The sequence below is a fragment of the Thioalkalivibrio sp. ALJ12 genome, assembly GCF_000378305.1.
In the GTDB taxonomy this organism is placed as follows: domain Bacteria; phylum Pseudomonadota; class Gammaproteobacteria; order Ectothiorhodospirales; family Ectothiorhodospiraceae; genus Thioalkalivibrio.
Map to the genome: position 1 here is coordinate 130,078 of NZ_KB899539.1, position 17,650 is coordinate 147,727.

At 66.9% G+C, this 17,650-nt stretch carries 12 protein-coding genes, 3 tRNA genes and 1 other RNA gene; 9 read left to right on the top strand and 7 right to left on the bottom strand.

Going from position 1 to position 17,650, the window contains the following annotated elements:
• Positions 1–249: 249 nt before the first annotated feature.
• Complete coding sequence (glgB, locus tag F467_RS0108000) at positions 250–2,460, bottom strand: 1,4-alpha-glucan branching protein GlgB (RefSeq protein WP_018875301.1); 2,211 nt, start codon at positions 2,458–2,460, stop codon at positions 250–252.
• Between the two features lie 68 nt (positions 2,461–2,528).
• On the opposite strand from glgB, the gene glgC reads away from it, so the two are divergent.
• The 5 genes from glgC (at position 2,529) to F467_RS0108025 (ending at position 7,680) form a co-directional block, all read left to right on the top strand.
• A complete protein-coding gene (gene glgC / locus F467_RS0108005) occupies positions 2,529–3,794 on the top strand; it encodes a glucose-1-phosphate adenylyltransferase (protein WP_018139590.1) in 1,266 nt (421 codons plus the stop codon).
• Between the two features lie 52 nt (positions 3,795–3,846).
• Positions 3,847–5,526: a glycoside hydrolase family 57 protein gene (locus tag F467_RS0108010; RefSeq protein ID WP_019592748.1), complete on the top strand. Its 1,680-nt coding sequence runs from the start codon at positions 3,847–3,849 to the stop codon at positions 5,524–5,526.
• Entirely contained in the window at positions 5,526–6,995 is a 1,470-nt protein-coding gene (gene malQ, locus F467_RS0108015) for a 4-alpha-glucanotransferase (protein WP_018139592.1), read from the top strand. The genes F467_RS0108010 and malQ overlap by 1 nt, the downstream gene beginning before the upstream one ends.
• A 293-nt stretch (positions 6,996–7,288) precedes the next feature.
• Positions 7,289–7,378: transfer RNA gene (locus F467_RS0108020), tRNA-Ser, on the top strand.
• A gap of 227 nt (positions 7,379–7,605) precedes the next feature.
• Positions 7,606–7,680: transfer RNA gene (locus F467_RS0108025), tRNA-Val, on the top strand.
• Positions 7,681–8,047: 367 nt separating this feature from the next.
• Here F467_RS0108025 and F467_RS13500 read toward each other — a convergent pair.
• From F467_RS13500 to pdxH, 3 genes are all read right to left on the bottom strand, one after another.
• Positions 8,048–8,178, bottom strand: a non-coding RNA gene (locus F467_RS13500) — RtT sRNA.
• Positions 8,179–8,231: 53 nt separating this feature from the next.
• Positions 8,232–8,321 (bottom strand) — tRNA-Ser (locus F467_RS0108030).
• A 78-nt stretch (positions 8,322–8,399) separates the two neighbouring features.
• Positions 8,400–9,044, bottom strand: coding sequence for a pyridoxamine 5'-phosphate oxidase (pdxH, locus tag F467_RS0108035; protein ID WP_018139593.1), 645 nt, complete (start codon positions 9,042–9,044; stop codon positions 8,400–8,402).
• Positions 9,045–9,172: 128 nt separating this feature from the next.
• Here pdxH and F467_RS0108040 point away from each other — a divergent pair, with 128 nt between their 5' ends.
• The 4 genes from F467_RS0108040 to F467_RS0108055 all read left to right on the top strand — a co-directional run bounded on the left by F467_RS0108040 (position 9,173) and on the right by F467_RS0108055 (position 14,121).
• A complete protein-coding gene (locus F467_RS0108040; protein ID WP_018139594.1) occupies positions 9,173–10,729 on the top strand; it encodes a glutamate synthase-related protein in 1,557 nt (518 codons plus the stop codon).
• A 100-nt stretch (positions 10,730–10,829) separates the two neighbouring features.
• A complete protein-coding gene (locus tag F467_RS0108045; RefSeq protein WP_018139595.1) occupies positions 10,830–11,258 on the top strand; it encodes a hypothetical protein in 429 nt (142 codons plus the stop codon).
• 66 nt (positions 11,259–11,324) lie between these two features.
• Positions 11,325–11,723, top strand: coding sequence for a globin (locus F467_RS0108050; protein ID WP_018139596.1), 399 nt, complete (start codon positions 11,325–11,327; stop codon positions 11,721–11,723).
• Between the two features lie 121 nt (positions 11,724–11,844).
• Positions 11,845–14,121, top strand: a complete 2,277-nt coding sequence (locus F467_RS0108055) for a YgiQ family radical SAM protein (protein ID WP_018139597.1) — start codon at positions 11,845–11,847, stop codon at positions 14,119–14,121.
• Between the two features lie 367 nt (positions 14,122–14,488).
• On the opposite strand, the gene F467_RS0108060 is transcribed toward F467_RS0108055, so the two are convergent.
• From F467_RS0108060 to hpnD, 3 genes are read right to left on the bottom strand one after another with little or no spacing between them, the layout of a single operon-like run.
• Complete coding sequence (locus F467_RS0108060; RefSeq protein WP_018139598.1) at positions 14,489–15,298, bottom strand: SDR family NAD(P)-dependent oxidoreductase; 810 nt, start codon at positions 15,296–15,298, stop codon at positions 14,489–14,491.
• On the bottom strand, positions 15,295–16,629 hold the full coding sequence (gene hpnE / locus F467_RS0108065; RefSeq protein ID WP_018139599.1) for a hydroxysqualene dehydroxylase HpnE: 1,335 nt from the start codon (positions 16,627–16,629) through the stop codon (positions 15,295–15,297). The genes F467_RS0108060 and hpnE overlap by 4 nt, the downstream gene beginning before the upstream one ends.
• A gap of 12 nt (positions 16,630–16,641) precedes the next feature.
• A complete protein-coding gene (hpnD, locus tag F467_RS0108070; RefSeq protein WP_018139600.1) occupies positions 16,642–17,499 on the bottom strand; it encodes a presqualene diphosphate synthase HpnD in 858 nt (285 codons plus the stop codon).
• Positions 17,500–17,650 lie beyond the last annotated feature (151 nt).

Consider the following 17,650-nt stretch of genomic DNA (forward strand, 5'->3'; position numbering starts at 1 on the left):
CCTTTCCTGTTGGGATGGGCCCTTTTTTGTGGGGCGGGTTTGGTGCGGTATTCGGGCGTGGGTATCGCCGAGGGGGCTCGGCTCCTACAGGGGCGGGTGTTGGCATGTGGATGGGTGGTCTTCTGGCTGATGGGGGTTATGTCTAATGCCGCATCGCGCAGGGGGCTGCGCTCCTACAAGGGGCGGGTGTGGTTGGTGTAGGAGGCCAGCCCTCTGGCCGATTTGGGTCTGTCCGGTAGCAGCGTGCGATCAGCCGGCAGGTTCCAGAAGGAGCGCGGTCAGCGGGGGCAGGTGGAGGTAGAGCGTGGCGGGGTGGCCGTTGCGCTCGATGGGTTCGGCGTGGGCGTGGGCGGGGCCGCGCGATTCGCCGCCGTAGGCCTGGGCGTCGGTGTTGAGGGCAACGCGCCAGGGACCGGGGTGCGGGGCCGGGACGGGGTGAGCGCCGCGTTCGATGGGGGTGAGGTTGAGCACGACGACGCATTCGCGGCCGTGGATGTCGCGGCGCAGGAAGCTGAGGGTGGAGTGCGAGGCGTCGTCGCAGTCCAGCCAGGAGAAGCCGTCGGGTTCGAATTCGCGGCCGTGCAGGGCGGCGTGGTCGCGGTAGACCTGGTTAAGGTCGCGCACGAGCTGCTGCAGGCCCTGGTGCAGCGGGTATTGCAGGACGTACCAGTCCAGTTCGCCATCCTCGGACCACTCCGGGCCCTGGCCGAATTCCTGGCCCATGAACAGGAGCTTCTTGCCGGGGTAGAGCCACTGCCAGGCATAGAGCAGGCGCAGGTTGGCGTGCTGTTCCCATTCGTTGCCGGGCATGCGGCCGCGCAGGCTGCGCTTGCCGTGCACGACTTCGTCGTGGGAGAAGGGCAAGACGAAGTTCTCGCTGTAGGCGTAGATCTGGCCGAAGCTGAGCTGGTTGTGGTGGTAGTGGCGGTAGATCGGGTCCATGCCGAAGTAGGTCAGGGTGTCGTGCATCCAGCCCATGTTCCATTTCATGGTGAAACCGAGTCCGCCCATGGACGGCGGGCGGCTGACGCCGGGCCACGCGGTGGATTCCTCGGCGATCATCACCACGCCCGGGTGCGCGGTCTGCACGGTCTCGTTCAGGTGGCGCAGGAAGTCGATCGCCTCCAGGTTTTCGTTGCCGCCGTGGATGTTGGGCAGCCAGTCGTGCGGTTCGCGGTCGTAGTCGCGATAGAGCATGGAGGCGACGGCGTCGACGCGCAGGCCGTCGAGGTGGAAGTCCTCGACCCAGCACAGCGCGCTGGAGAGCAGGAAGTTGCGCACCTCGGGGCGGGAATAGTTGAAGATCAGCGTGCCCCAGCCGCGGTGCTCGCCGATGCGCGGGTCTTCGTGTTCGTACAGTGCGGTGCCGTCGAAGCGGGCGAGGGCGAATTCGTCGCGCGGGAAGTGGCCGGGCACCCAGTCGAGCAGTACGCCGAGCCCGGCCTGGTGCGCCTGGTCGACGAAGTAGCGGAAATCGTCCGGGTCGCCGAAGCGCGAGGTGGGGGCGAAGAAGCCGGTGCTCTGGTAGCCCCAGGAGCCGTCGAACGGGTGTTCGGTGATCGGCAGCAACTCGAGATGGGTGAAACCCATGTCGCGGGCATAAGGCACGAGGCGCTCCGCCAGCTCGCGGTAGTTGGGCCACTGGCCCTCGGGGCTGCGCTGCCAGGAGCCGAGATGCACTTCGTAGATGCTCATCGGGCGGTGCTTCCAGCCCTCGGGATCTCGGTTCTGCAGCCAGTCGTCATCGCCCCAGGTGTAGTCGCTCTGCGGCTGGATGCGCGCGGCCGTCTCCGGGCGCAGCTGGTAGGCGCGGGCGTAGGGGTCGGTGCGGACGTGGATGGTGCCGTGGTCGCGGTTGCGGATCTCGAATTTGTACAGGGTGTCGCGGTCCAGCCCCGGGATGAACAGCTCCCAGATGCCGCTGCCCGGGTGCACGGTCATCGGGTGGCAACGGCCATCCCAGCGGTTGAAGTCGCCGACGACGGAGGCGCGCTCGGCGTTCGGGGCCCATACGGCGAAGCGCACGCCGTCGATCCCGTCGCGGGTCTCCGGGTGGGCGCCGAGCATGCGGTGGGCGTGCCAGTGCCGGCCTTCGGCGAACAGGTGGCGGTCGAACTCGGGGATGTCCGGGGTGAAGCTCCACGGGTCAACGGTTTGTAATGTCTGCGTGCCACCCTCGGGCTTCCAGCGGAGTTCGGGGTGCGCGGGGAGGGCATTCAGCTTGCCCTGCCAGGTGAAGAGCCCCGGGATTTTGGTACTGGGTGTGAGCGGTTCGTCGGATCCGCCCGAAAGTGTGATCGAGGCCTCGCTGGCGTGCGGCAGCCAGCCACGGTAGCAGGCAGTCTCTTGATCCAGCGCATGAAGGCCCAGGACGCTGTGTGGATCATGGAGGCGCGCCTCCGGCAAACGCGCGAGGGTTTCGGCAACGGGTGTGATGCATTTGCTGGAGGCTGTTGTCATACTCGAATCACGCTCGGTGTTTGATCGGGGTCACAGCCCCGGAGAGGTTTAATGGCAAGGATGGGTGCATGAATCCGCAACCGCAACGTTTTGTTAGTCGTCTGACCCGCGAGACCCTGGCTCTGATCCTCGCCGGTGGGCGCGGATCGCGGCTGAAGCAGCTGACGCTCTGGCGGGCCAAGCCGGCCGTACCGTTCGGCGGCAAGTTCCGCATCATCGACTTTCCACTGTCCAACTGTATCAACTCGGGCATCCGTCAGGTGGCGGTGCTGACGCAGTACAAGGCGCATTCGCTGATCCAGCATATCCAGCGCGGCTGGAGCTTCCTGCGCGGGGAGTTCGGCGAGTTTATCGAGCTGTTGCCGGCGCAGCAGCGCATCGAGACGTCCTGGTACCAGGGTACGGCGGACGCGGTGTACCAGAACATCGACATTATCCGTCAGCACGCGCCAAGTTACGTGCTGATCCTGGCCGGGGACCACATCTACAAGATGGACTACGGCCAGATGATCGCCTTCCACGTGGAGAGCGGGGCGGACATGACGGTGGGCTGCCTGGAGGTGGAGCGTGAACGCGCCAAGGCCTTCGGGGTGATGGGCGTCGATGCCGCGAGCCGCATTACCTCGTTTGCGGAGAAGCCGGATGACCCGGCGAGCATCCCGGGCAAGAGCACCCATTCGCTGGCCTCGATGGGGATCTACGTGATCAACACGCAGTTCCTGTTCGAGCAGCTGATCAAGGACGCGGATGACACCTTCTCCACGCACGATTTCGGCAAGGACATCATCCCCGGCATCATCGATCGCTATCAGGTGATGGCCTACCCGTTCCGCGACGAGCAGGGCGTGCGCCAGGGCTACTGGCGTGATGTCGGCACGATCGACTCCTACTGGCAGGCGAACCTGGAACTGATCGGGGTGACCCCCGAACTGAATCTGTACGACTCCGACTGGCCGATCTGGACGTATCAGGAGCAGCTGCCGCCGGCGAAGTTCGTGTTTGACGACGACGATCGCCGCGGCATGGCGATCGACTCCATGGTGTCGGGGGGCTGCATCATCTCGGGCAGCACGATCCGCCACTCGCTGCTGTTCTCCAACGTGCAGGTGAACGCCGGTTCGACGGTGGAAGACTCGGTGATCCTGCCCAGCGTGAAGGTGGGCGAGGACTGCGTAATCCAGAAGGCGGTGATCGACAAGGGTTGCAGGGTGCCCGACGGGACCCAGATTGGTGTGGACGACGAGGCGGATGCCCGCGACTACTACATATCGCCCGAAGGTGTACGGGTGGTAACCCCCGAGATGCTCGGACAGGCCACGCATCATGTGCGCTAGTACTGCACTGGTGCCGATCCCACCCAAACTCGATGTGGTGCTGTGCTGGCACATGCACCAGCCACAGTACTTCGAGAGCGGCGCGGGTGAATACGCGCTGCCCTGGACTTACCTCCATGCGCTGAAGGACTACACGGACATGGCCGCCCACCTGGAGGCCTGCCCGAAGGCGCGCGCGGTGGTCAATTTTGCGCCAATCCTGCTGGAGCAACTGGCGGACTATGGCGAGCGCCTGGACGCTTGCGTGCGCGAGCGCCAGCTTGTTGGCGACCCGGTGCTCGACCTGTTGCACATGGATGCGGTGCCGACGGACTCTGCGCAGCGCGAGGAGATCCTGCGGGTATGCCTGCGGGCGCATGCCCCGCGCATGATCGAGCCGTTCCCGCTGTTCCAGCGCCTCGCCGATATCGCGCGCAAGGCGATGGAGGAGCCGCTGCTGCTGGGGCATCTGGATGACCGCTTTTTCCAGGATCTGGCTACCTGTTACCACCTGGCCTGGCTGGGCGAGACCATTCGCTGGGCCTATCCCGAGGTGCGCGGCTGGCTGAAGGCGGATACGAACTTCGACCCTGCCATGCGTCAGCGTCTGTTGACGCTGATCCGCGACGAGGTCAAGGGCATCCTGCCGCGCTATCGGGAATTGGCGGAGAGTGGTCGGGTCGAGTTGTCGTTTACCCCGTATGCCCACCCGATCATGCCGCTGATGATTGACCTGGCCTCTGCCCGCGAGGCGATGCCGGAGGTGGAACTGCCCAAGGCCCCCGCCTATCCGGATGGGGAGGCCCGGGTGCGCTGGCACATCGATCGGGGGATCGAGGTCTTCGAGAAGCATTTTGGCTTCCGCCCGCGCGGGTGCTGGCCCTCCGAGGGCAGCCTGAGCGAGGCGACCATACGCCTGCTGGACGAATACAAGCTGTGCTGGACGGCCAGCGGCCAGACGGTGCTCGCCAACAGCCTGGCGGCGGCGGGCGAGACGGCCGAGTCCAACACCGGCTCCGCCGAAGAGGAAGGCTGGCTGCACCGCCCCTATCAACTGCAGGGCAGTGACATCGAACTGTTTTTCCGTGACGACGGGCTGTCCGATGCGATCGGGTTTCGCTATGCCGACTGGCATGCGGACGACGCGGTGGGGGACTTCATCCACCACCTGGAGAACATCGCCGCCGTTTCGCCCCAGGGTGGGGTGGTCTCGGTGATCCTGGATGGCGAGAACGCCTGGGAGTACTACCCCGAGAACGGTTATCACTTCCTCAATGCGCTGTACGAGCGCCTGGCGCAGCATGCCACACTGAATCTTTGCACCTTTGCCGACGTCTGCCGGCGCAGCGGCAAGGATCGCGATCGTGGCGAGCTGCCGGGGCTGGTCGCGGGCAGCTGGGTATACGGCACGTTCTCCACCTGGATCGGCGACCCCGACAAGAACCGGGGCTGGGACAGCCTGATCGCGGCCCGCAAGGCGGTAGACCAGGCCGTGGCCGAGGATCCCTCGCTGGATACACCGGAACTGCGCGAGCAACTGGCCATCTGCGAAGGGTCGGACTGGTGCTGGTGGTTCGGGGCGTATAACCCGGCCGGTTCGGTCAGTGACTTCGAGCAGCTTTATCGTCGACATCTGGCGCGGCTTTATCAGCTTGCCAACCTCACGGTCCCCGAATCGCTGGGCGAGGTGCTCTCGGTCGGCGGGGGTGATCCGTCCGCGGGCGGCACGATGCGCAAGGGGCAGGGCGACTGATGGTCGGCGAGGGCCATGCCAACCCGCTGATGCAGCGCCGGCGGGCGGGCGTGCTGCTTCATCCCACCTCCCTGCCCGGCAGCGAGCCGGTCGGGACGCTCGGCGGCGAGGCCTACGCCTTTCTCGATTGGGCTCGTAGGGCAGGCTTCACGCTGTGGCAGATCCTGCCGCTACACCCCCCGCATGAGGATGGCTCGCCCTACGCGTGCATCTCCGCCTTTGCGGGTGATGCGCGCCTGATCGATCCCCGGTTGCTGGCCGAGCGGGTTGGGCTGTCGGCGGACAGCGGCACCGGGGAGGCCATGCTGGCCCGGGCGCATGCCCGATTGAATGACACCCCGGCCGTCTGGCGAGAGGCCTATCAGCGGTTCTGTCAGGAGCAGGGGCCGGTCTGGCTGGACGACTACGCCCGCTTCGTGGTGATCCGCGCACGCGAGCAGGATCGGCCCTGGTGGGAGTGGGACCCGGTGCTGCGCGACCGCGACCCGGACGCAATGGAGCGGATCGAGGACGAGGCGCGCGACGAGCTGGAGCGGGTGCGCTTCGCCCAGTTCGTGTTCTTTGACCAGTGGCAGGACCTGCGTCGTCAGGCGAAGGATCTGGATATCCTCATCCTGGGCGATATGCCGATCTTCGTGGCGCACGACTCGGCCGATGTCTGGGCTCATCGCGACCTGTTCGCCCTGGACGAGACGGGCCATCCGGTCACCGTCGCCGGTGTTCCTCCGGACTACTTCTCCGAGACCGGGCAGCGCTGGGGCAACCCCCAGTACCACTGGGACCGGCTGGAGGCCACCGGTTACCGCTGGTGGGTCGATCGCATGCGCTGGGCATTGGAAACCCTGGATGCCGTCCGCATCGACCATTTCCGTGGCTTCGAGGCGAGCTGGGGGATCCCGGCCGAGGAACCGGACGCGACCAATGGCCGCTGGGTGCCGGGCCCGGGCGAGCCGTTCTTTCGCCGCCTGGAAGACGAGCTGGGCACGCTGCCGCTGCTGGCCGAGGATCTCGGGGTGATCACGCCTGAAGTCACCGCGCTGCGCGAACACTTCGACCTGCCGGGTATGCGTATCCTGCAGTTCGCCTTCGAGGGTGGCGAGGACAACCCGTACCTGCCGAACAACCACAACGAGGCCAGCGCCGTCTACACCGGCACGCACGATAACGACACCACGCTGGGCTGGTTTCAATCGCTCGCCCCCGAGATGCAGGAGCACGTGATCAACACCCTGAACGAGGGCGGGGCCGAGGAGATCCCGTGGCCGTTGATCCGCGCCGCCTACCGCTCCGTAGCACAGCTGGCCATCCTGCCGATGCAGGACGCACTCGGCCTGGACAACCGGGCCCGCATGAACCGACCCGGCACCATGGATGACGGCAACTGGCGCTGGCGCTTCTCCTGGAAGCAGGTGCCCGAGGACCGCGCCGCCGAACTGCAGGCCCTGGCGCGCGAAACGGACCGCCTGTAGCGACTTCCCGCCCGCCATTGCCAGCCCGCCCCACATCCCGGAGAATGCCGGCCACCGGAGGGGTGGCAGAGCGGTTGAATGCACCGGTCTTGAAAACCGGCAGGGATTCACGTCCCTCGTGGGTTCAACAAGGCGGCGCAGCCGCCGCAGGACGTCGCCGCGAGCGGCGACGCCCGAAGGGTGAGGGCGCGAGCCCGAATCAATCCCACCCCCGGGCGCCCGCAGGGCGCCGTGCGCGTACCCGGGCGCCATCATTGCCAGCTTGCCCCGTATCCCGGAGAATGCCGGCCACCGGAGGGGTGGCAGAGCGGTTGAATGCACCGGTCTTGAAAACCGGCAGGGATTCACGTCCCTCGTGGGTTCAAATCCCACCCCCTCCGCCATTTCCCAGGTGTTTCAAGCTTGTACGCGCCAGCCCGCCGCGGGATCGAGTGCGACACTCGTAGGGTGCGGTTGAGCACCGCGAAACGCACCATCCCCTGCGCCGAGCGAAACCCCGATGCGATTCGCTATGCTCATCGCATCCTACGGTGCTGCGGCGGGTTTACTCTCTTGGTAACTGTTCTCCCTTGACGCGGAACCCCGCTGGACGTAATCTTGCCGCCGTTCTGGGCGGTTAGCTCAGCGGTAGAGCACTGCCTTCACACGGCAGGGGTCACTAGTTCGAACCTAGTACCGCCCACCAGAAAATGACGCAAAAAAGGCGACCCACGGATTCCGGGGTCGCCTTTTTTGTGCGCAGGGGCTTCGCGGGCAAGCCCGCTCCCACAAGTCCCCCTCAAGATACTTCCCACAGGCTTCGGTTTCGAATTCCAGAAGGCTGGGGCCAGACATTCGAAAGGGGCCACTGGGCCCCTTTGCTTGAATCTGGCGGAGAGGGAGGGATTACGGCGACGTTGTCGCCGCCCTACGGGCCGCCTCCGCTGCGCTGCGGCGTTCCGATGTCGCGATGCGCCATCGGTCGAACCATCGTTTCGGATTCCTCGGGTTCGAATCCCGGAACGCTGGGGCTAGAAATGCAAAAGGGGCCACGCAGGCCCCCATGCTGAATCTGGCGGAGAGGGAGGGATTACTCGGCACGATGTGCCTCGCCCTGCGGGCCGTCGCCTGAGGCGACGTTCGGGTGCCGCTTCGCGTCACCCGTCGAACCATCATTTTCTATCCCTCGGGTTCGAATCTCGACACCTTAGGGGACAGACATGCGAAAGGGGCCACTTGGGCCCCCTTGCTTGAATCTGGCGGAGAGGGAGGGATTCGAACCCTCGGTACTCGCGAGAGTACAACGGTTTTCGAGACCGCCCCGTTCGACCACTCCGGCACCTCTCCGAATTGTTGCACCGTGCGGGGTCGAGCCGCGACGGCGGAGCGAATCCTAGCAGATTCGGAGGCTGTAGCGGTAGCGCGTCAGGGCATCAGGCGAGTGATGTGCCAGCCGTTGTCCGCGCGGTGGTACTGGAAGCGGTCGTGCAGGCGGCCGGCGCGCCCCTGCCAGAACTCGAACAGCTCGGGCTGCAGGCGGTAGCCGATCCAGGCGGGATCGCGGGGGATCGCGCCTTCGGGGTACTGCGTTTCCAGCGTCTGGACACGGGCCTCGAGCTCGGCGCGCGTGCCGATGGGCTGGCTCTGGATGGAGGCCGCTGCAGCCAGCTGGCTGGCGCGCGGCCGCTGGGCGAAGTATTCGTCCGCGGCCTCGCCGGGCAGGGCGGTTACGCTGCCTTCGACGCGGATCTGGCGCTCGGTCTCGGGCCAGTAGAACAGGAGTGCGGCGCGCGGATTCTCGGTGAGGTCCTGACCCTTGCGGCTGCGGGAGTCGGTGTACCAGCAGAGGTCTTCGCCCTCCACGTGCTTGAGCAGAATCGTGCGCGCGGAGGGCTGGCCGTCGGCGTCGGCCGTGGCGAGGATCATCGCGGTGGGGTCCGGGTTTCCGGCTTCGCGCGCGTCGACCAGCCAGCGGTCCAGCAGGGTCAGGGGGTTGTCGAGCAGGTCGCGGCGGTGGAGCTCGCCCTGGGTGTAGTCGCGGCGCGTGTGGCGGTGGTCGGTGGTGCTCATCGGGTCTCCCGGAGGCCTTTGTGTCCATAATAAAGGCTGCTATCGCGAACGGCACGGGAAATTTGCGGTGGCTTTGTTGTCACAGGGACAGTACACGACCTGTGTGCCCAAACAGCAAGGAGCGGATGATGGCTGGAGCGAAGATCGCGGCAGTGGAGCCCAAGGGTGTCGAGCTCAAGAAGGGGGAGGAGTACTACTTCTGCCGCTGCGGGCGATCCAAGGACCAGCCATTTTGCGACGGCTCGCACGAGGGTACGGGGCTGGAGCCCATCGCCTTTACTCCCGAGGAAGACGGCGAGGCGTTTCTCTGCCAGTGCAAGCAGTCGGGTGATCTGCCGTACTGCGATGGGACGCACCAGCAGTTCGACGAAGACGATATCGGCACGGAGCCGGAGGCGGACAAGGGTTCCAGCGAGGATGATAGTGACGGTGCACCGGACCCGCGTAACACGGAGACAGAGCCTCATGTCGAACTGATCCATCGCATGGCCCGTTCGGGGCTGGACGAAGTGGGCCACTACGGGCCGACAGTCGCCATGGGCGTGCCGCGCAGCCGGCTCCCGATCTGGGACGACCTGCAGCTGCTGGCGGCGCAACTGGCGAGTCGGCCGTTGCCGGATGGCGCTCCGGTCGAGACGGGGCTGGTGATCGGGCCCGAGGCGAAACGCCCGCTGCAGCTGGATATCCCGATGCTGGTATCGGACATGAGCTTTGGCGCGCTTTCGCGCGAGGCGAAGATTGCGCTGGCACGCGGGGCCGAGCAGGCCGGGACGGGAATCTGTTCCGGCGAGGGCGGGATGCTGGATGCCGAACAGGCGGAGAACTCGCGCTATCTGTTCGAGCTGGGGCCGGCGCGGTTTGGCTATTCCGACGAGGTGCTGGAGAAGGTACAGGCCTTTCATTTCAAGGCCGGCCAGGCGGCCAAGACCGGGGTGGGTGGTGTGCTGCCCGGGGCGAAGGTGAGTGACGAGATCGCCCGGGTGCGCGGGATCGACGCGGGGCAGGACGCCATCTCGCCACCCAGCCTGGACGGGTTCGAGACGCCAGCGGATTACCGGCGTTTTGCCGACGAGGTGCGGGAGAAGACCGGGGGCATCCCCGTCGGCTTCAAGCTCTCGGCCAACCACATCGAGGCGGATCTGGCCTTCGCCCTGGAGGCGGGGGCGGACTACGTGATCCTGGACGGTCGCGGTGGCGGGACCGGGGCCTCGCCTGCGCTGCTGCGCGACCACATCAGTGTGCCCACGATCCCCGCCCTGGGTCGCGCGCGGCGATTCCTGGACGCCAATGGCGCCAGTGGCCGGGTCACGCTGCTGGTGACGGGCGGGCTGCGTACACCTGCGGATTTCGTGAAGGCCCTGGCGCTGGGGGCGGACGGCATTGCGTTGGCGAATGCCGCGATCCAGGCGGTGGGCTGCGTGGGTGCGCGGATCTGCCACACGAATCGCTGCCCGTCCGGTGTGGCGACACAGGACCCGAAGCTGCGTGCGCGGCTGGATCCCCAGGAGGGCGGGGAGCGGCTGGGCCGCTTCCTGCAGGCCTCGAGCGAGCTGATGTGCGTACTGGCGCGGGCTTGCGGCCACAACCGTCTGGAGGACTTCGGCCCGAACGACCTGACGACGTTCGACCGCGAGCTGGCGGAACTGGCCGGCATTCAGTATGCGGGGGTGTATCCGAAGTCCTGACAGGGAGCACCCCGGCTGGCACGATGGGCCGCGTTAGCATGCGTTATCGCGGGGCATCGGCAGGCTGCGTAGCATCGCGGGTTTTGGAACGGAGTTCCGTATGTTCTTCCCCGATGTTCGCGCGAGCCATGATCGCTGCATGCGAACCGATGCCTTCCTGCGCCATTTCCGGCTGTTGTTGATGGCGGCGGACCCGCGGATCCCCGAAGTATTTGGCGACAGCGAACCCACGCACCAGGAGCATATCCTTAACGAGTCGGTGCTGGCGGCGCTGGATTTTGCCGAGCGTCGCAGCGATGGTCGGGCTCCGGTGCACACCATGGCCATGGTGCACGGCGCACATGGCCGTGTGCCGGTTGCGCCCGCGCTGAACGATTGTTGGGTCGAGGCCCTGATCGAGGCCGCACGGGATACCGACCCCGAGTGGCAAGACGAACTGGCCTCGCGCTGGCGCGCGGCGACGGCGCCGACGGTGGATCTGTTTGCCCAGTTGCACTGGGTGGACGCGACGGCTGCCAGGGAAGCTTGATCTGGCTCAATCGCTCGGTCTCCGAGAGGCTCTATCCTTGCGTCTTCTTACGGCGCAGGGATAGTCATGAATTTCTCCGACGTGCACCAGAGCTACGGGCGATGCCGCCGGGCGGGCGACTTCGTTACGCGTTTCTACGAACACTTCCTCCAGGCCGACCCACGGGTGAAGGCCGCGTTTGGCTCGACGGATCTCTCGCAGCAAAAACGTGCACTCGGGCAGGCCATCTCGACGGCAATCAGCTATGCCGAGGGCGAGAGCTTCGTGGCTTCCACCATGGAGCGCATGGGCCAGGTCCATTCCCGCGAAGGGCGTGTACCCGTGGAGCCGGATCTGTACCCGATCTGGCTGGACTGCATGGTGCGCACGGCTGCCGAGATCGATCCGCGCTGGGAGCCGGATCTGGAAGAGCGCTGGCGCGGTGCGATGCAGCCGGCGATTGATCTGTTTGTAAAGCTTTACTGAGGCTGGCCGTACTCGATGAGATTTCGGCCCCGCAAGCGCCGGGGCCGTTTGATTTGGCGGCGTTTCCGGCGTGTAATGCGCGGGTTTGAATCCACCGGCCCCGCGCCGGGAGCCCGAGCCCATGTCCGCTGTCCCTGATTTCCCGCCTTCGCTGTTTGCGCACAAGCCCTACTGGGCCAAGCGCTTCGGTACGGCCCCGTTTCTGCCGACCACCCGCGAGGAGATGGACGACCTCGGCTGGGACAGCTGCGACATCGTGCTGGTCACGGGGGACGCTTATGTTGACCACCCGAGCTTCGGCATGGCGATCATCGGGCGGCTGCTGGAGGCACAGGGCTTTCGCGTCGGCATCATCGCGCAGCCGGACTGGACCTCCGCCGAGCCGTTTCGCGCGCTGGGCCGCCCCAATCTGTTCTTCGGCGTCACTGCCGGCAATATGGACTCGATGGTCAACCACTACACGGCTGACCGGAAGATCCGCTCCAACGACGCCTATACCCCCGGGGATGTACACGGCCACCGGCCGGACCGTGCCGTGATTGTCTACGCCCAGCGCGCCCGCGAGGCGTACAAGGACGTGCCGGTGGTCGCCGGCGGCATCGAGGCGAGCCTTCGTCGCATCGCCCACTACGATTACTGGCAGGACAAGGTGCGCCGCTCGGTGCTGCTGGATGCGCGTGCCGACATCCTGCTGTTCGGCAATGCCGAGCGCGCCCTGGTCGAGCTGGCCCATCGCGTGGCGGCTGGCGAGCACCCGCGGGAGATCACCGACCTGCGGGGTACGGCGTTCCTGCGCGATGCGGTGCCGGGCGGTTATGTGGTGCTGGACTCCAGCGAAGTGGATACCCCGGGGCCGGTGGATGCCAACCCCGACCCGTACGCGATGGTCTCGCCGTCGACCTGTGCCGAGGCCGACACGAAGCAGGAATCGAAAGGTGCCGCCGAGGAGGGTGGCGCTCAGGTCGTTCGCTTCCACCGCGACATCCCGCGCGGGACCCCGCGAGACCAGACGGTCATCCGCATCCCGGCCTTTGAACAGGTCAAGGGCGATTCCGTGCTGTACGCCCATGCCTCCCGCGTGCTGCATCTGGAGACCAACCCGGGCAATGCCCGCGCGATCGTCCAGCGCCATGGCGACAAGGAGGTCTGGCTGAACCCGCCGCCGATCCCGCTGACCACCGCGGAGATGGATGCGGTGTTCGACCTGCCGTATGCGCGTGCGCCGCATCCCTCCTATGGCGATGCGCGTATCCCGGCCTGGGAGATGATCCGCTTCTCGGTGAACATCATGCGCGGCTGCTTTGGCGGCTGTACGTTCTGCTCGATCACCGAGCACGAGGGCCGCATCATCCAGAGCCGCTCCGAGGAGAGCGTGCTCAAGGAGATCGAGGAGATCCGCGACAAGGTCGACGGCTTTACTGGCGTGGTCTCCGATCTCGGCGGGCCGACCGCGAACATGTACCGTCTGGCCTGCAAGGACCCGGAGATCGAGCGCAGCTGCCGCCGGCTGTCCTGTGTCTATCCCGGGATCTGCAAGAACCTCGATACCGACCACACGCCGCTGGTGAACCTCTACCGCAAGGCACGCGCGCTGCCCGGGATCAAGAAGATCCTGATTGCCTCGGGCCTGCGCTACGACCTGGCCGTGGAATCACCGGAGTACGTGAAGGAACTGGTTACCCATCATGTGGGAGGTTACCTGAAGATTGCGCCGGAACATACGGAATCCGGGCCGCTTTCTCGCATGATGAAGCCGGGCATGGGCGCCTACGACCGCTTCAAGGCGATGTTCGAGAAATACTCGAAGCAGGCGGGCAAGGAGCAGTACCTGATCCCGTATTTCATCGCCGCGCACCCGGGTACGTCGGACGAGGACATGCTGAACCTCGCGCTGTGGCTCAAGCGGCACAACTTCCGCGCCGACCAGGTGCAGGCCTTCCTGCCCAGCCCGATGGCGCTCGCAACCGCGATGTGGCACTCCGGGCGGGACCCGCTGCGCGGTATCAAACGCAAGGCCGGGGACCGGGTGCCGGTCGCGCGCGGCGCACGGGCGCGGCGCCTGCACAAGGCGTTCCTGCGCTATCACGATCCGAACAACTGGCCGCTGCTGCGCGATGCGCTCAAGCGCATGGGCCGCGCGGACCTGATCGGCAATGGCAAGCAACACCTGATCCCCACCTGGCAGCCTGCCGGCACCGGCCAGGGTACCGGTGGTGCGAGGGCGGCCACCGGCGGCCGTGTGACCCGCGGCGGCAAGGCCCTGAATAAACGCGGCCAGACTTTCCAGACCCAGCACAAGGGCGTGGAGACCGCCGCCCGCCCGGCCGGACCCGGGCCGAAGAAGGGCCCGCCCCGGGCCAAATCCCGCCCGGGCAAGCGCCGCCCGCAGCGTCCGTAGAGCTCCACCTCCGCTACCTGAATTGCGTAGGAGGCCAGCCCTCTGGCCGATGGGGCATGTCCGACACCCGATCGGCCAGGGGGCTGGCCTCCTACAGGGGGTGAGGGCCGGGCCGGGGAAATGCGCTTATTCTGGCCGTTGGGGGTGTCCACCCTTGCCATCCTGCCGCCATGACCCGCGGTCCTAGTCATCGTGTTGCTCTGCCTCCCTGGCATCCCGGATAGCCGCTGCACGGTTGTTGGGGCGCCGGGAGAAGCAATGTCTTGTAGGAGGCCAGCCCTCTGGCCGATGGGGTCTGTCCGGCATCCAATCGGCCAGAGGGCTGGCCTCCTACAGGGGGGGCGCCCCGGGTTGTCAGGGGCGGTGGTTAGCCCTCCTGGGGCTGGCGGTGCGGGCGGGGCGCCGGCTCGGGTACGTGGCCTTCCAGCGACAGGTGCAGGCCGGTGTGTTCCGGGTCGGTGGTGTCCAGCAGGTAGAGGTACGGGCCGACGACGTCTTCCGGGCGTGGCAGTTTCTCGGCGTTCTCGGCCGGGTAGTGGCCGGCGCGGAAGCGCGAGCGCACGGGGCCGGTATCGATGCCGTTCACATGGATGAAGTGCTTCTCGTTGCGGTGTTCGCGCGCGAGGATGTCGATCATCGCGTCCTGCGCGGCCTTGGCCATGCCGAACGCACCCCAGAAGGCCTTGCGGCAGTCCTGGGTGGAGACGACCAGGCTGCCGTGCGGGCTGTCTTCCAGCAGCGGGAGCACGGCCTGAGAGAGGAAGAACGGGCCGTGCAGGTTGCTGTTGATGACCTTGAACCACAGCTCGGGGTCGTATCCCTTCATCGGCGTCAGCGTCCCGGCCCAGCCGGCGTGCAGCACCAGCCCGTCCAGGCGCCCGAGGGAGTCGCGGATGTTCTCGGCGAGGTCGCCGTAGTCCTTGACCGTGGCGCCCTCCAGATTGAGCGGATAGATGGCGGGCTGCGGGTGGCCTTCCTGCTCGATCAGGTCGTAGGTCTTCTCCAGCCCCTTGATGTCCTTGTCCAGCAGCACGACGACCGCGCCTGCCGCCGCGCAGGCCTGCGCGATCGCACGTCCGATGCCCGCGGCCGCGCCGGTCACCAGGACCACGCGGTCGTTGAAGGCGCCCGGTTCCGGGCGATAGTCCAGCAGGGCGGGGATGTCGAGATCGGTCAAGGCAGCGTCTCCAGTAGCTTGTGGGCTGATTCTAATCCAGACCGCACGGCGGCTTCGAGGGTCGAGGGCAGGCCCGGGGTCACATAGTCGCCGGCCAGGAACAGTCCGGGCCAGGGGGTGCCGGCCACCGGGCGCAGTGCGTCCAGATCGACGCGGGCATCGATCGTGGCGCGTCTCTCGCACACGACATGACCGGTCTGGGGGATTCCCAGTTCGCGGAAGGTCCGTTCCAGTTCTTCCGCGACGCGACGCCAGCGCTCCTCCGCCGTCATCGCCGGCAGGTCGTCCGCGGTGGAGATCACGACGGCCAGCCAGTGCGGCTCGCCGGCCACCCGGCGGGGAATGAGCCATTGTCCGTGCTGGTCGATGAGCCCCTGTAGCGGCGGGCGTTCCAGGATCGGGCCGGGGTAGCGCAGGTACACCGTGCAGATGCTGCGCTCGCCCATGGCCACCAGGGCCCGATGGTGGGGTTGCAGCTCGGGGGCCTCGGGCAGGAGCCGAGCGGCCGCGCTGGGCGCGGTGGCGAGGATCACCGCGTTGGCATGGGTGACGCGATGGTTGCGGTCGCGGAGCTGGTAGCGGGCCTCCGTGCCCCCGGATTCGATGGCCACAATGCGCCGCCCGGTCTCGACCGTGGCGCCGCGTTCGCGCAGTTCGCGCAGGGCCGGTTCCGGGTACAGCGATCCCAGTGGCCGGGTCGGGATGAGCAGCCGGGCGTCGTCCGGCCCGTGGTTGAGGGCCAGACGCAGCACGTTCTGGAAGATCTGTGCCGAGGCGCTGCGGGTCGGCGTGTTCATGATCGCGAGGCACAGCGGTTCCCAGAGCTGGCGGATCAGCGTGTCCGGCTGATGCCGCGCCTGCAGCCATTCGAGTACGTCGAGGTCCTCGTCCAGCGGCCGATGCAGGATCGAGGCCGCCCCCAAAAGGGCCGGGAGGCGCCTGTGCAGCGGGGTGCCCGCGAGGCTTTGCCACAGGCCCCTGGCGAGGGCGGGCAGGCGTGGCGACCGGGGCTCCAGGGCAAAGGCCGGATGAGGGCGGCCCGGTGCATGCATGCGCAGGCCGAACGGCAGCGCCGCAAAGGCGCGGTCCGGTTCGGTGCCGACCGAGCGCAGTTGTTCCAGGGTGGCGTGACAGGCGCCGACCAGCACGTGCTGGCCGTTGTCCAGTAAGGCGCCATCGCGGTTCAGGCTGCGGGCCCGCCCGCCCGCGGTGGCGGCGGCCTCGATCAGGTGGACCGCGATGCCGGCCCGGGCCAGGGTCAGCGCGGCGGTCAGACCGGCCCAGCCGGCGCCGAGCACGACGACCGGATGCGATGCGGGAACGGCAGCCATGGGGCGGGCCGGTCAGCCCGCGCGGCGGTAGTCGCGCTTCAGGCGGCGCGCGGTGCGCCAGGCGATCCACAGCTTGCGGATCGGGGTCAGGCGGACGCGGTGCTCCAGCACGCGATAGCCGTCGTCCTGGATCTCGTCGAGCAGGGTGCGGTAGATCGCGGCCATGATCAGGCCCGGGCGCTGGGCGTAGCGGTCCTCGGCGGGCAGGTGCTCCTCCGCGCGCTGATAGTAGCGGCGGGCCCGTTCGGCCTGCTCGGCGAACAGGGCGCGGTGGCGGTCGTCTGTAACGTTAAGCTGGAATTCCTCGGGCTTTACGCCGTGCTTTTTCAGCTCGTCCAGCGGGATGTAGACCCGGCCGCGCATCGCGTCTTCGTGGACGTCGCGCAGGATGTTGGTCAGCTGCAGGGCCATCCCCAGGTCATGCGCGTATTTCAGCGTGCGCCGGTCCGAGAAGCCGAAGATATGGGCGGACAGGATCCCGACTACGCTGGCCGCGCGGTAGCAGTACAGCGACAGTGTGGTGAAGTCGGGATAGCTGTCGTAGTCGAGATCCATCTGCATGCCGTCGATGATCTCGTCGAAATACTCGCGGCTGAGATCGAACGGCGCCAGATGCGGTTGCAGGGCCTGGGTGATCGGGTGGCGCGGCTGATGGTCGAACAGACGCTCGATCTCCTCGCGCCACCACTGGAGCTTGGTGCGCGCCACGCTCTCCTCGCTGACCTCGTCGACGATGTCGTCCACCTCGCGGCAGAACGCGTACAGCGCGGTGATCGCACGGCGCCGGTCGGGTTCCAGGAACCGGAATGCGTAGTAGAAGCTGGAGCCGCTCTTCGCGGCCTTCTCCTCGCAATATTCGTCGGGGGACATACGCGCTCGGGATCGGGGTTCCGTCTTGGGACGGCAAGGCTAGCACAGCGGGGCCGGGATGCGGATGGCGGCGGTGATCGAAGCCACGTTTGACATACATCAACCGTACCCGGCTGGAGGCCGCGTAGGGTGGGGGTGTCAGGGTGGCGCA